The organism is Citrobacter portucalensis (genome assembly GCF_002042885.1).
Taxonomy (GTDB): domain Bacteria; phylum Pseudomonadota; class Gammaproteobacteria; order Enterobacterales; family Enterobacteriaceae; genus Citrobacter; species Citrobacter portucalensis.
This window is the reverse complement of the sequence record NZ_MVFY01000005.1, coordinates 190,682-203,879: the sequence shown is the minus strand read 5'-3', so window position 1 is coordinate 203,879 and position 13,198 is coordinate 190,682. Positions and strand designations below refer to the sequence as shown.

Below are 13,198 nucleotides of genomic sequence, written 5' to 3'. Positions count from 1 at the left end.
TTGTCCGGGTTGTTTGCATGGAACTTTTACTTCTTGTCTGGCGGCAGTATCGCTGGCCATTTATCAGCGTGATGGCGCTCAGCCTCGCCAGCGCCGCGTTGGGGATTGGGCTGATTGCGTTTATCAACCAGCGCTTGATCGAAACGGTCGACACCACGCTGATGGTGCTACCGGAGTTTCTTGGCCTGCTGCTGTTGTTGATGGTTGTCACCCTCGGTTCTCAGCTGGCGTTGACCACGCTGGGTCACCACTTTGTCTACCGCCTGCGTAGCGAATTTATCAAACGAATTCTGGATACTCACGTCGAGCGTATTGAACAGCTTGGCAGCGCCTCGTTGCTGGCCGGTTTAACCAGTGATATCCGCAACATCACCATCGCCTTTGTTCGTCTGCCTGAGCTGGTGCAGGGGATTATCCTGACCATAGGATCGGCGGCGTATCTGGCGATGCTGTCGACCAAAATGCTACTGGTAACGGCAATCTGGATGGCAATCACCATCTGGGGCGGATTTGTGCTGGTGGCGCGGGTGTATAAACACATGGCCACCTTGCGCGAAACTGAAGACAAGTTGTACAACGATTATCAGACGGTGCTGGAAGGGCGCAAAGAGCTGACGCTTAACCGCGAGCGCGCCGAGCATATCTTTAATCAGATGTACGTCCCGGATGCCAAAGAGTATCGCCACCATATTATCCGTGCCGATACCTTCCACCTGAGCGCGGTTAACTGGTCGAACATTATGATGCTGGGTGCCATTGGCCTGGTGTTCTGGATGGCTAACAGTCTGGGATGGGCTGATACCGCCGTGGCAGCGACCTATTCTCTGACGCTGTTATTCCTGCGAACACCGTTGCTCTCTGCCGTTGGCGCGCTGCCGACACTGCTCACGGCACAGGTGGCGTTCAACAAGCTGAATAAATTCGCACTGGCACCTTTTAAGGCCGAATTCCCACGCCCAACCGCGTTTCCTAACTGGCAAACGCTGGAGCTGCGCAACGTGGTTTTCCACTATCAGGATAATGCGTTTTCCGTAGGGCCGGTGAATCTGACGATTCATCGCGGTGAACTGATCTTTCTGATTGGCGGTAACGGTAGCGGGAAATCTACGCTGGCGATGTTACTGACCGGTCTATACCAGCCGCAGTCAGGCGAAATATTGCTTGATGGTAAGGCCGTTGCCGTTGAAAAACCGGAAGACTACCGCAAGCTCTTCTCCGCCGTGTTTACCGACGTCTGGCTGTTCGACAAACTGCTGGGGCCGGAAGGTAAAGAGGCTAATCCGCAGCTGGTCGCGAAGTGGCTGGAACATCTGAAGATGGGTCATAAGCTGGAGCTGAGCGATGGTCGTATCCTCAATCTGAAGCTGTCGAAAGGGCAGAAGAAACGCGTGGCGCTGCTGCTGGCCCTGGCGGAGGAGCGCGACATCATTCTGCTGGATGAATGGGCTGCCGATCAGGATCCCCATTTCCGCCGGGAGTTCTATCAGGTGCTATTGCCTTTGATGCAGGAAATGGGGAAAACCATTTTCGCCATCAGCCACGACGATCACTATTTTATTCACGCCGATCGTCTACTGGAAATGCGTAACGGACAGTTGAGTGAACTGTTGGGCGATGAACGTGACGCCGCCTCGCGCGACGCGGTGGCTCGCACAGCCTGATCCTTCAGTGCCGCCGGTTTTTTAGCCACCCGGCGGCACTGTTTATTGTTATTTACATAAATCGGCATCATGATTAATGATATTTCATATCATGGATTTATGATTAATGTCCGTAATAAACAAAAACAGCGCCAGACTGCGTGATGAAGAGCGTGCGCGCCTCATCTGGCTGCTGACCACTGATAAAGCCATTATATCAACGCTGTTGGGCAAGCTTACCCTGGCTGAGCAATATGACGTCGGTACGTTAGCCGACGATATTGCTGAGGTAGGGGCGCTGGTGGCCCACCTGCCACCGCCTGACCTCGCCGATACCCTTGAAGCTTTGCCCTCTGAAGAGCGCCACGCCCTGTGGCGACTGGTCGAAAATGAAAAGCGCGGTAACGTCTTGCTTGAGGCGTCTGAAAACGTCTGGGACGACCTGATCGATGAGATGAGCGACCGCGAGCTGCTGGATGCGCTGCAATATCTCGATATCGATGAACAGATTTACCTGGTGCAGCATTTGCCTCGTAACCTTACCGGTCGTCTGCTGGCGACGTTACCGGCAGAGGAGAGGACGCGCGTCCGCCAGGTGCTGCACTACGAGAAAAATAGCGTCGGCGCGATCATGGAGTTCGAAGTCATCACCGTGCGTCCGGACGTGACGCTGGAAGTGGTGCAACGCTATCTGCGGCGGCTGGGGAAAATGCCGGAGAACACCGATAAACTTTTCGTGACCGATCGCAATAAAGTGCTGGTTGGCGAACTGACGCTAACCTGCATTTTACTCAATGATGTGCAGCGAAAAGTCAGCGAGGTGATGGAAGATGACCCGCTCACCTTTTCTCCTGAAGATATCGCCGAAAACGCTGCGCGTACCTTCGAACGCGACAACCTGGTCAGCGCCGCGGTGGTTGACCCTTCCGGTAAACTGATGGGCCGTTTAACCATCGATGAGATTGTCGACGTTGTCTATGAAGAAACCGACACCGATCTGCGTCGAATGGGGGGCTTAAGCGCCGAAGAGGACGTGTTTGCGCCTGTTACCAAAGCGGTAAAAACCCGCTGGGCGTGGTTGGCCGTTAACCTCTGTACCGCCTTTATCGCCTCGCGGGTGATCGACGGTTTTGAACATACGATTTCGCAACTGGTGGCGCTGGCCTCGTTGATGCCGATTGTGGCGGGTATCGGCGGCAATACCGGGAATCAAACTATCACTATGATTGTCCGCGCGCTCGCGCTGCAAAATATTCAGCCGGGGAACCTGACGTTTCTCATCCTGCGCGAGATGGGCGTGGCGCTAATCAACGGCCTCGTGTGGGGCGGGATTATGGGGGGCATTACCTGGTGGCTGTATGATGATATGGCGCTCGGTGGTGTGATGACTCTGGCGATGATGCTCAATCTGCTGATGGCGGCGTTGATGGGGGTTATCATTCCGATGACGATGGTGAAGCTCGGGCGCGACCCGGCGGTCGGCTCGAGCGTCATGATAACCGCTATCACTGATACTGGTGGTTTCTTTATTTTTCTCGGTCTGGCAACGCTGTTTCTGATGTAGTCGCCCGTTTGCGTCTGACGATACGCGGTAGAATGAGCATCGTTATCACCCCGGCAACCACGCCAATCGCCAGGTTGCCGGTAGAAACCGTGGCAGCGACGGTCACCAGCATCACCAGCGTTTCAGTGACGGGGAGTTTCGTCAGCGTGGCGGGCTGGATGCTGTGCCAACTGAAGGTTTTTACCGCCACAATTACCATAATACCTGCCAGCACCGACATGGGTATTTCTGCCATCACTTCGCTTAACCCTGTGACTAACAGGAGTAATACCAGTCCGGCGGCAACCGTCGAGACGCGGCTGCGTCCTTTGCCCATCTCGACGTTAACGATGGTTTGACCAATCATCGCGCACCCGGCGATGCCGCCATAAAATCCGGCCAGAATATTGGCTATCCCCAGCCCGGCACTCTCGCGATTTTTATTCGACGGCGTCACCGTCAGGTCATCCACCAGACGGGCGGTTAACAGCGACTCCATCAAACCAACAAAAGCGATACTTAGCGCGCAGGGCCAGATAATCGCCAGCGTTTGCAGGTTGAGCGGAACCAACAACTGGGTGAAACCCGGCAGGCCGCCGCTCATTGAACCTTCATCACCGACGGTCGGTAACAGTTGCCCGCTGGTGACAGTGAACACGGTTAGCAGCACGATGGCGATAAGCGGTGCGGGAATTGCTTTAATAAACCGCGGAACCCACAGCACAATCAGCAGCGTCAGGACAAACAACCCCCAGATGAGCGGGCTTTTGCCCCAGAAATGCGGGACCTGGGCAAAGAAAATCAATATACCCAGCGCGTTAACAAAGCCGGTCATCACGGCCGTAGGGATGAATCGCATCAGACGTGCCATTCCCAATACACCAAACAGGATCTGAATCATCCCGGCCAGCACCACTGCAGGCAGGATGTATTGCACGCCGTGTTGATGCACCATCGGACCAATCACCAGCGCGACCGATCCTGCAGCGGCGGTAACCATTGCGGGACGACCGCCTAAAAAAGACATCGCCAGGCACAGTACGACGGAGGCGATCAAACTGACTTTAGGATCAACGCCTGCGATCACGGAAAACGAGATTACTTCCGGGATCAGCGCCAGGGCGGTTACCACACCGGCCAGCGTTTCGCGCACCAGCAGACGGGGTTGGCGGAGCACGGCACGGGTCGTGTGTTCCGAGACTGTGGCAGAGGAATGTTGAGTTGCAGACATAGTTACACTCAGGTCAAAAATGGCCTGATACAGCAGACCGACAGGCATCCGTGCGGTGAATAGTAAAGCGCAGCATAGTACCCGTCAGATGGACCGGTTTCCAGAAATGATTGTCAATAACCGCATAAACTATCAACGTATTAATAACATTTTTAAAAATTAAATATAATTTATAAACTTTATTTAATTATTTTTACTTAAGTGTTACCGTTGGTGCCGCTCGATTTTCACCTGCATTAAAAGCAAAAAAGCGATACTAAAAGTAAGGCATTAACATTATGAAAAAAGTGACTGCCATGCTCTTCACCATGGCCGTTGGGCTGAATGTTGTCTCGATGGCGGCAAAAGCGAAAGCGGCGGAAGAGCAGGAAACGGATGTACTGTTGATTGGCGGCGGCATCATGAGCGCCACGCTGGGAACCTATTTACAGGAGCTGGAGCCGCAATGGTCAATGACCATGGTTGAGCGACTGGATGGTGTAGCGCAGGAAAGCTCAAACGGCTGGAATAACGCCGGAACCGGCCACTCCGCACTGATGGAGCTGAACTACACGCCTAAAAAGGCCGACGGTAGCATCAGCATTGAAAAGGCAGTCGAAATTAACGAAGCCTTCCAGATTTCCCGCCAGTTTTGGGCCTATCAGGTCAATAATGGCGTAATGCATGAACCACGCTCGTTTATCACCACCGTTCCGCACATGAGTTTTGTCTGGGGTGACGAGAACGTGAACTTCCTGCGTGCCCGTTACACCGCACTGCAGCAGAGCACGCTGTTCCGTGGTATGCGCTATTCCGAAGACCACGCGCAGATTAAAGAGTGGGCGCCGCTGGTCATGGAAGGTCGCGATCCGCAGCAGAAAGTCGCAGCAACGCGTACCGAGATTGGTACTGACGTGAACTACGGCGAAATCACCCGCCAACTGATTACCTCATTGCAGAAAAAGCCCAACTTTGCGCTGCAGTTGAGCACCGAAGTGCGTGGCTTTAAGCGTAATGCCGACAATAGCTGGACTGTCACAGTCGCCGATCTGAAAAATAACGAAGCGGAACACGATATCAAGGCGAAGTTTGTCTTTATCGGTGCCGGTGGCGCTGCGCTGAAGCTGTTGCAGGAAACCGACATTCCGGAAGCGAAAGGCTATGCCGGATTCCCGGTTGGCGGGCAGTTCCTGGTTGCAGAAAATCCGGATGTGGTCAATCGCCACCTGGCGAAAGTGTACGGTCAGGCCTCCGTTGGCGCGCCGCCGATGTCTGTACCGCATATCGATACCCGTATCCTTGATGGCAAGCGCGTTGTGCTGTTTGGGCCATTCGCGACATTCTCCACCAAGTTCCTGAAAAACGGTTCATTGTGGGATCTGCTCAGCTCGACCACCACCTCGAACTTTATGCCTATGGTCAACGTGGGTCTGGATAACTTCGATCTGGTGAAATATCTGGTGAGCCAGGTGATGCTCAGCGACGACGACCGTTTTGCTGCGCTGCAAGAGTACTATCCGCAGGCGAAAAAAGAAGACTGGCGTTTATGGCAGGCTGGCCAGCGTGTGCAGATCATCAAAAGCGATGCGGAGAAGGGCGGCGTGCTGCGTCTGGGCACTGAAGTCGTCAGCGATAAAGAAGGCACGATTGCAGCGCTGCTGGGAGCTTCTCCGGGCGCATCAACCGCGGCACCGATCATGCTGCATCTGATGGAAAAAGTGTTTAAAGATAAAGTAGCCAGCCCCGAGTGGCAGGCGAAGCTGAAAACCATTATTCCGTCTTATGGTACTAAGCTGAACGGTAACGTTGAGGCTACGGAACAAGAGCTGCAGTACACCAGTGAGGTTCTGGGTCTGAAATATGACAAGCCGCAGGTTGCTGATGAAGCACCGAAACCACAACTGAAACCTCAGGCACAACCGCAGCCTGAACAGAAAGCCGTTGCGGATATAGCGCTGTAAAATAAAATGCCGGATGGCACTATGCTTATCCGGCATTGTTTATGCGTCTGTAGGCCGGATAAGGCGGTACGCCGCCATCCGGCACATTCTCACTTAGCGCGTGACTGCGTCCTGAATTTTGTCTTCCGCTTTCCAGATACGGTATTTAACGTCCACGTTTTCCGGGGTGTAGACCACAATCGGCAACTTGCTGTTGTAACGCAGCATTCCGTCATCACCCAGATGCGCAGTAATGAATTTCTTCTCTTTCTTACCGTCCGGGCAGGCCATCATGGTTGAAACCGGAGAGGTAACTTTGTCAAAGACATAGTAGTCATATCCCCAACCTTCCAGCGTTTTGCTGTCCAGTTCTCCGCCCAGGCGGTGTTGGTTACAGTCAACTTCCAGCGTTTGTCCGATCAGCAGTTCTACTTTCAGAGTAGATTCATCTTTCTCAGGGGTAAGCTGGATAACCTGGCGCTTCATACCCTTTTCCGCCTTGGGATAAGGGGCGACTTTTTCCAGCGGCTGAGCGGCGGTTTCGTTACTGGCAGCCCATGCAGAGGTGCTGGCAAAGGCGGCGAAAAGTACGGCAGGGACAATTGTCTTCATCTTATTGTTCACAGTGTTTCCTTTCTTCTGTCTTATGAACGAGTCTGTAGCAGGTTAACATATTTGGATAATCTATTAATCTGGATTTACTTATATTTAAAGTGTATTAGGTAGAGTTTCGTTGTCATGATAGCGATATATACTAGGAATTATCCTAATATTGAGATCTTTATCTTTTTGAATAAACCGTTATATACATTGTTATATAACTCATTGAAATGTGAGCAAAAGCGCATTTTTTCCCGCCAACTCAACACTCCTTTGATCCGGCAACAGCATTTACCCCAATTGGGGTATGCACCTCTAACACATCCTGAAATATCTTACGGCTAAAAATAACTACTCATAAATAGTGCAGTTTTTTATGTCGTTCAACCCGCCGAGGGAGGGCGTCATTATGGAAGGACAATGTCATGGTTGATTTATCCCGTCGAGGTATGTTGACAGGCAGTTGGCGAAACGCCAGCGCAGGGATCCGTCCGCCGTGGAGCAAGGAAGACTCTCACTTTCTGGCCCATTGCCTCCGTTGTGACGCCTGCATTCAGGCGTGCGAAACCGACATCCTGCAGCGAGGCCAGGGTGGTTACCCGAGCGTAAATTTCAAACACGGCGAGTGCAGCTTTTGCTATGCCTGCGCAGAAGCCTGTCCCGAATCACTTTTTCTTCCGCGCCACACCAGGGCATGGGATCTGAATTTTACGATTGGGGAAAACTGTCTCGCACATCAGTCCGTTGAATGTCACCGCTGTCAGGATAGCTGTGAGCCCATGGCAATAACCTTTCGCCCCACGCTTTCCGGCATTTATCAGCCGCAGCTCGACAATCAGGACTGTAACGGATGTGGCGCCTGTGTCGCTATCTGCCCGGTATCAGCCATTAACGCGGAGTACAACCATGGACAATAACTGGCAGGTCTGCAGCCTGGTCGTTCAGGCCAAAAGCCAGCATATCAACGATATCGCCACGCAGTTGCGTTCCTTTCCCGGTTGCGAAGTTGCACTCAGCGATGTGGAAAGTGGTCAGTTGATTGTGGTGGTGGAAGCTGAGCAAAGTGAAACGCTAATGAAAACAATTGAGTCAGTACGCAACGTTGCGGGCGTACTGGCGGTGTCGCTGGTTTATCACCAGCAGGATGAGCAAGGTGAGGAAACACCATGAAACTCAGTCGTCGTAGCTTTATGAAAGCTAACGCCGTTGCGGCCGCTGCGGCGGCTGCCGGGTTAAGCGTGCCGGGCGTTGCCCGCGCGGTAGTCGGTCAGCAAGAAGCCATTAAATGGGACAAAGCCCCGTGCCGTTTTTGCGGGACGGGCTGTGGCGTATTGGTCGGAACGCAGCAAGGGCGTGTTGTGGCATGCCAGGGCGATCCGGATGCGCCGGTTAACCGTGGGCTCAACTGCATCAAAGGTTACTTCCTGCCGAAAATCATGTACGGAAAAGACCGTTTAACGCAGCCGATGCTGCGCATGAAAGACGGCAAGTATCACAAAGAAGGCGAGTTCACCCCGATTAGCTGGGACCAGGCCTTTGACGTGATGGAAGAGAAATTCAAAACGTCGATGAAAGAGAAAGGCCCTGAGTCTATCGGTATGTTCGGCTCTGGCCAGTGGACGATTTGGGAAGGTTATGCCGCTGCCAAATTGTTTAAAGCGGGTTTCCGTTCCAATAACATCGACCCGAACGCACGTCACTGCATGGCCTCAGCGGTAGTCGGCTTTATGCGTACCTTCGGTATGGATGAACCGATGGGCTGCTATGACGATATCGAACATGCCGATGCCTTCGTCCTGTGGGGCGCGAATATGGCAGAGATGCACCCGATCCTGTGGTCGCGCATCACCAACCGTCGTCTCTCCGATCCTAACGTGAACGTCGCGGTTCTCTCCACCTTCCAGCACCGCAGCTTTGAGCTGGCGGATAACGGTATGGTCTTCACGCCGCAAACCGATCTGGTGATCCTCAACTACATCGCAAACTACATCATTCAAAACAATGCGATTAACCAGGATTTCTTTAGCAAGCACGTTAACCTGCGTAAAGGCGTGACGGACATCGGCTACGGTCTGCGTCCAACCCATCCGCTGGAAAAAGCGGCGAAAAACCCGGGATCCGATGCTTCTGAACCGATGAGCTTTGAGGATTACAAAGCCTTCGTTGCTGAGTACACGCTGGATAAAACCGCCGAAATGACCGGCGTACCGAAAGATCAGCTGGAACAGCTGGCGCAGCTGTATGCCGATCCGAAGAAAAAAGTTATTTCCTACTGGACGATGGGCTTTAACCAGCACACCCGCGGCGTGTGGGCCAACAACCTGGTCTATAACCTGCACTTGCTGACCGGCAAAATCTCCCAGCCAGGCTGCGGCCCGTTCTCTCTGACCGGCCAGCCTTCAGCCTGCGGCACCGCGCGTGAAGTCGGTACGTTCTCCCACCGTCTGCCTGCGGACATGGTGGTAACGAACGAAAAACACCGCGATATCTGCGAGAAGCACTGGAATATTCCGTCAGGGACCATTCCGGCAAAAGTTGGTCTGCACGCCGTGGCGCAAGACCGTGCGCTGAAAGATGGCAAGCTCAATGTCTACTGGGCGATGTGTACTAACAACATGCAGGCCGGTCCGAACATCAACGAAGAGCGTATGCCGGGCTGGCGCGATCCGCGTAACTTCATCATCGTCTCCGATCCGTACCCGACGATCAGCGCCCTGTCGGCTGACCTGATCCTGCCGACCGCGATGTGGGTAGAGAAAGAAGGCGCCTACGGGAATGCTGAACGCCGTACACAGTTCTGGCGTCAGCAAATTAAAGCGCCGGGCGAATCGAAATCGGATCTGTGGCAACTGGTGCAGTTCTCTCGTCGCTTCAAAACAGAAGAAGTATGGCCGGAAGAGCTGCTGGCACAAAAACCGGAACTGCGCGGTAAAACGCTGTATGACGTGCTGTTTGCTACGCCAGCAGTAACGAAATTCCCAGTGACTGAACTGGCTGAAGATCAACTGAACGATGAATCCCGCGAGCTGGGCTTCTATCTGCAAAAAGGCTTGTTCGAAGAGTACGCCTGGTTTGGCCGCGGTCACGGGCACGATCTTGCGCCATTTGACGATTACCACAAAGCGCGCGGTTTACGCTGGCCGGTCGTTGAGGGTAAAGAGACCCAGTGGCGCTACAGCGAAGGCAACGACCCTTACGTGAAAGCAGGTGAAAGCTACAAGTTCTACGGTAAACCGGACGGTAAAGCGGTTATCTTCGCGCTGCCATTTGAGCCTGCTGCTGAAGCGCCGGATAAAGAATATGACCTGTGGCTGTCTACCGGACGTGTGCTGGAACACTGGCATACCGGCAGTATGACCCGTCGTGTGCCTGAACTGCACCGTGCTTTCCCGGAAGCCGTGCTGTTTATCCACCCGCTGGATGCAAAAGCACGCGATCTGCGCCGTGGCGATAAGGTCAAAGTGATTTCCCGTCGTGGCGAAGTGATTTCGATTGTTGAAACACGCGGTCGTAACCGTCCGCCGCAGGGGCTGGTGTACATGCCGTTCTTCGATGCCGCACAGCTGGTGAATAACCTGACGCTGGATGCGACGGATCCGCTCTCCAAAGAGACGGATTTCAAGAAGTGCGCCGTGAAACTGGCGAAGGTGTAACGCGTTATGTCCCGGTCAGCAAAACCCCAAAATGGCCGCCGCCGCTTTCTGCGCGATATGGTTCGCGCAGCGGGCGGGCTGGCCGTAGTTGGCGTGGCGCTGGGGTTGCAACAACAAACCGCACGCGCAACCGGCGTGCGGTTGCGCCCGCCAGGTGCACTGAGCGAGGAGGCTTTCGCCAGCGCCTGCGTACGTTGCGGTCAGTGCGTTCAGGCATGTCCCTATGACACGCTGAAGCTGGCAACGCTGGCCTCCGGGCTGGCGGCCGGTACGCCATATTTTGTCGCCCGTGATATTCCCTGCGAAATGTGTGAGGACATTCCGTGTGCCAAAGTCTGCCCGAGCGGTGCGTTGGACAGGGAAATTGAATCCATTGACGATTCGCGTATGGGGCTGGCGGTACTGCTGGATCACGAAAACTGCCTCAACTATCAGGGATTACGCTGCGACGTTTGCTATCGCGAGTGCCCGAAAATTGATGAGGCGATCACCCTGGAGCTGGACCGCAATATGCGTACCGGCAAGCATGCGCGGTTTATTCCGACCGTGCACAGCGATGCCTGTACCGGCTGTGGGAAATGCGAAAAAGTCTGCGTACTGGAACAGCCAGCAATAAAAGTGCTGCCGCTGTCGCTGGCGAAAGGGGAGTTAGGACACCATTACCGCTTCGGTTGGCTGGAGGGGAACAATGGCAAATCGTAAACGTGATGCCGGGCGTGAAGCGCAGGCAAAAAAAGGATGGTGGAAGAGTCATCGCTGGCTGCTGCTGCGTCGTTTGAGTCAGTTTCTGATACTGGCGATGTTCCTCAGCGGCCCGTGGCTTGGCGTATGGATCCTGCATGGCAACTACAGTAGCAGCCTGTTGCTGGACGCTATCCCGTTCACCGATCCGCTGATTACTCTGCAAAGCCTGGCCAGCGGGCATCTGCCGGCGACGGTGGCGTTAACGGGAGCAGCTATCATCACGGTGCTGTATGCCCTGGCCGGTAAGCGACTGTTTTGCAGTTGGGTTTGTCCCATGAACCCGGTTACCGATTTAGCCAGTTGGTTGCGCAGAAGGTTTGACCTGAATCAGTCCGCAACCCTGCCGCGCCATATACGGTACGTCCTGCTGGTGGTTATCCTGGTCGGTTCCGCCCTGACCGGTACGCTGTTGTGGGAGTGGATAAATCCAGTCTCTCTGCTTGGACGGAGCCTGGTAATGGGATTCGGTAGCGGAGCGCTGCTGATCCTCGCGCTGTTTTTATTTGATTTACTGGTCGTTGAGCATGGCTGGTGCGGGCATCTTTGCCCACTGGGTGCGCTGTATAGCGTGGTGGGAAGCAAAGGGGCATTAACCGTTTCGGCAAAAGAACGTAACAGATGTAACCGCTGTATGGATTGTTTTCATGTTTGCCCGGAACCGCATGTGCTACGTGCGCCGGTGCTGGATGAGCAAAGTCCGGTGCAGGTAACCAGCCGCGATTGCATGGCCTGCGGTCGCTGCGTGGATGTCTGTTCTGAGGATGTTTTTACAATAACAACACGATGGAGTTCGGGAGCGAAATCATGAAAAGCCATGACCTGATTAAGACGCTGTGTCAATGGACGGCCCTGCTTGCCCTGGTCGTCAGTGGGGCCGTTTGGGCTGCAAATGGAGTGGATCTGAGCCAGTCACCGGAAGTCTCAGGAACACAGGAAGGGGCGATTCGCATGCCGAAAGAGCAAGAGCGCATGCCGCTGAACTATGTGAATCAGCCGCCGATGGTTCCGCATAGCGTTGAAGGGTATCAGGTGACGACTAACACTAACCGCTGCCTGCAATGCCACGGTGTGGAAAGCTATCGCACTACCGGTGCGCCGCGCATCAGTCCGACGCACTTTATGGACAGCGACGGCAAGGTATTGGCTGAAGTTGCGCCGCGTCGTTATTTCTGCCTGCAATGTCACGTTCCGCAGGCTGACGCCGCGCCGATTGTTGAAAATACCTTCACCCCCTCGAAAGGTTACGGGAAATAAGAGGTCATTATGGAAAATTCTAACCGTAAACCAGGCTGGATTAAGCGCGTCTGGCAATGGTGGCGTCGCCCCAGCCGTCTGGCGCTCGGCACGCTGTTGTTAATCGGCTTTGTGGGCGGCATTATTTTCTGGGGCGGCTTTAATACCGGTATGGAAAAGGCCAATACAGAAGAGTTCTGCATTAGCTGTCACGAAATGCGCAATACGGTATACCAGGAATACATGGAAACCGTACACTACAACAACCGCAGTGGTGTGCGAGCGACTTGCCCTGATTGCCACGTCCCGCATGAGTGGGGCCCGAAAATGATTCGTAAGATCAAGGCCAGTAAAGAGCTGTACGCGAAAGCACTGGGGCTGATAGATACACCGCAGAAATTTGAAGACCATCGTCTGACGATGGCGCAAAATGAGTGGCGGCGTATGAAAGATAATAATTCGCAAGAGTGCCGAAACTGTCACAACTTCGAGTTTATGGATTTAACCGCCCAGAAAGGCGTTGCGGCCAAAATGCACGACCAGGCCGTGAAAGACGGGCAAACCTGTATTGACTGTCATAAAGGGATAGCGCACAAACTGCCTGATATGCGCGAAGTCAAACCGGGCTTTTAACA

The 13,198-nt window shown here is 53.9% G+C and carries 12 protein-coding genes; 10 read left to right on the top strand and 2 right to left on the bottom strand.

Annotated elements, in window-relative coordinates; translation table 11 throughout:
- Window positions 1-17: 17 nt before the first annotated feature.
- On the top strand, window positions 18-1,661 hold the full coding sequence (locus BZK40_RS09695; RefSeq protein WP_003834645.1) for a multidrug ABC transporter permease/ATP-binding protein: 1,644 nt from the start codon (window positions 18-20) through the stop codon (window positions 1,659-1,661).
- Window positions 1,662-1,767: 106 nt separating this feature from the next.
- A complete protein-coding gene (gene mgtE / locus BZK40_RS09690) occupies window positions 1,768-3,204 on the top strand; it encodes a magnesium transporter (RefSeq protein ID WP_008785304.1) in 1,437 nt (478 codons plus the stop codon).
- On the opposite strand, the gene BZK40_RS09685 is transcribed toward mgtE, so the two are convergent.
- Window positions 3,167-4,414 carry a SulP family inorganic anion transporter gene (locus BZK40_RS09685; RefSeq protein ID WP_079934599.1) on the bottom strand — a complete coding sequence of 416 codons (1,248 nt, stop codon included), beginning with the start codon at window positions 4,412-4,414 and terminating at the stop codon, window positions 3,167-3,169. The two genes, mgtE and BZK40_RS09685, sit on opposite strands and share 38 nt — an antisense overlap.
- A 278-nt stretch (window positions 4,415-4,692) precedes the next feature.
- Here BZK40_RS09685 and mqo point away from each other — a divergent pair, with 278 nt between their 5' ends.
- Complete coding sequence (gene mqo, locus BZK40_RS09680) at window positions 4,693-6,354, top strand: malate dehydrogenase (quinone) (RefSeq protein WP_003834639.1); 1,662 nt, start codon at window positions 4,693-4,695, stop codon at window positions 6,352-6,354.
- Between the two features lie 93 nt (window positions 6,355-6,447).
- On the opposite strand, the gene eco is transcribed toward mqo, so the two are convergent.
- A complete protein-coding gene (eco, locus tag BZK40_RS09675; RefSeq protein WP_032941984.1) occupies window positions 6,448-6,945 on the bottom strand; it encodes a serine protease inhibitor ecotin in 498 nt (165 codons plus the stop codon).
- A gap of 413 nt (window positions 6,946-7,358) precedes the next feature.
- On the opposite strand from eco, the gene napF reads away from it, so the two are divergent.
- The 7 genes from napF to napC are packed head-to-tail and all read left to right on the top strand — an operon-like array spanning window position 7,359 to window position 13,196.
- Entirely contained in the window at window positions 7,359-7,850 is a 492-nt protein-coding gene (napF, locus tag BZK40_RS09670) for a ferredoxin-type protein NapF (protein ID WP_003027564.1), read from the top strand.
- Window positions 7,840-8,103 carry a chaperone NapD gene (napD, locus tag BZK40_RS09665; RefSeq protein WP_003027560.1) on the top strand — a complete coding sequence of 88 codons (264 nt, stop codon included), beginning with the start codon at window positions 7,840-7,842 and terminating at the stop codon, window positions 8,101-8,103. Before napF ends, napD begins: the two co-directional genes overlap by 11 nt.
- Window positions 8,100-10,586, top strand: coding sequence for a nitrate reductase catalytic subunit NapA (gene napA, locus BZK40_RS09660; protein WP_008785300.1), 2,487 nt, complete (start codon window positions 8,100-8,102; stop codon window positions 10,584-10,586). Before napD ends, napA begins: the two co-directional genes overlap by 4 nt.
- A gap of 6 nt (window positions 10,587-10,592) precedes the next feature.
- Entirely contained in the window at window positions 10,593-11,288 is a 696-nt protein-coding gene (gene napG / locus BZK40_RS09655) for a ferredoxin-type protein NapG (RefSeq protein WP_003834629.1), read from the top strand.
- Window positions 11,275-12,138 carry a quinol dehydrogenase ferredoxin subunit NapH gene (napH, locus tag BZK40_RS09650; RefSeq protein ID WP_003027552.1) on the top strand — a complete coding sequence of 288 codons (864 nt, stop codon included), beginning with the start codon at window positions 11,275-11,277 and terminating at the stop codon, window positions 12,136-12,138. Before napG ends, napH begins: the two co-directional genes overlap by 14 nt.
- Window positions 12,135-12,584, top strand: coding sequence for a nitrate reductase cytochrome c-type subunit (napB, locus tag BZK40_RS09645; protein WP_003834627.1), 450 nt, complete (start codon window positions 12,135-12,137; stop codon window positions 12,582-12,584). The genes napH and napB overlap by 4 nt, the downstream gene beginning before the upstream one ends.
- A gap of 9 nt (window positions 12,585-12,593) precedes the next feature.
- Complete coding sequence (napC, locus tag BZK40_RS09640) at window positions 12,594-13,196, top strand: cytochrome c-type protein NapC (protein ID WP_003027548.1); 603 nt, start codon at window positions 12,594-12,596, stop codon at window positions 13,194-13,196.
- The last annotated feature ends 2 nt before the right edge of the window (window positions 13,197-13,198 follow it).

What these genes read in the sequence shown, in the direction of transcription:
- BZK40_RS09685 (WP_079934599.1), bottom strand. Translation starts at nt 4,414, where the DNA reads ATGTCTGCAACTCAACATTCCTCTGCCACAGTCTCGGAACACACGACC.
- napG (WP_003834629.1), top strand. Translation starts at nt 10,593, where the DNA reads ATGTCCCGGTCAGCAAAACCCCAAAATGGCCGCCGCCGCTTTCTGCGC.
- napF (WP_003027564.1), top strand. Translation starts at nt 7,359, where the DNA reads ATGGTTGATTTATCCCGTCGAGGTATGTTGACAGGCAGTTGGCGAAAC.
- napH (WP_003027552.1), top strand. Translation starts at nt 11,275, where the DNA reads ATGGCAAATCGTAAACGTGATGCCGGGCGTGAAGCGCAGGCAAAAAAA.
- napB (WP_003834627.1), top strand. Translation starts at nt 12,135, where the DNA reads ATGAAAAGCCATGACCTGATTAAGACGCTGTGTCAATGGACGGCCCTG.
- napA (WP_008785300.1), top strand. Translation starts at nt 8,100, where the DNA reads ATGAAACTCAGTCGTCGTAGCTTTATGAAAGCTAACGCCGTTGCGGCC.
- napC (WP_003027548.1), top strand. Translation starts at nt 12,594, where the DNA reads ATGGAAAATTCTAACCGTAAACCAGGCTGGATTAAGCGCGTCTGGCAA.
- mqo (WP_003834639.1), top strand. Translation starts at nt 4,693, where the DNA reads ATGAAAAAAGTGACTGCCATGCTCTTCACCATGGCCGTTGGGCTGAAT.
- napD (WP_003027560.1), top strand. Translation starts at nt 7,840, where the DNA reads ATGGACAATAACTGGCAGGTCTGCAGCCTGGTCGTTCAGGCCAAAAGC.
- eco (WP_032941984.1), bottom strand. Translation starts at nt 6,945, where the DNA reads ATGAAGACAATTGTCCCTGCCGTACTTTTCGCCGCCTTTGCCAGCACC.
- BZK40_RS09695 (WP_003834645.1), top strand. Translation starts at nt 18, where the DNA reads ATGGAACTTTTACTTCTTGTCTGGCGGCAGTATCGCTGGCCATTTATC.
- mgtE (WP_008785304.1), top strand. Translation starts at nt 1,768, where the DNA reads ATGTCCGTAATAAACAAAAACAGCGCCAGACTGCGTGATGAAGAGCGT.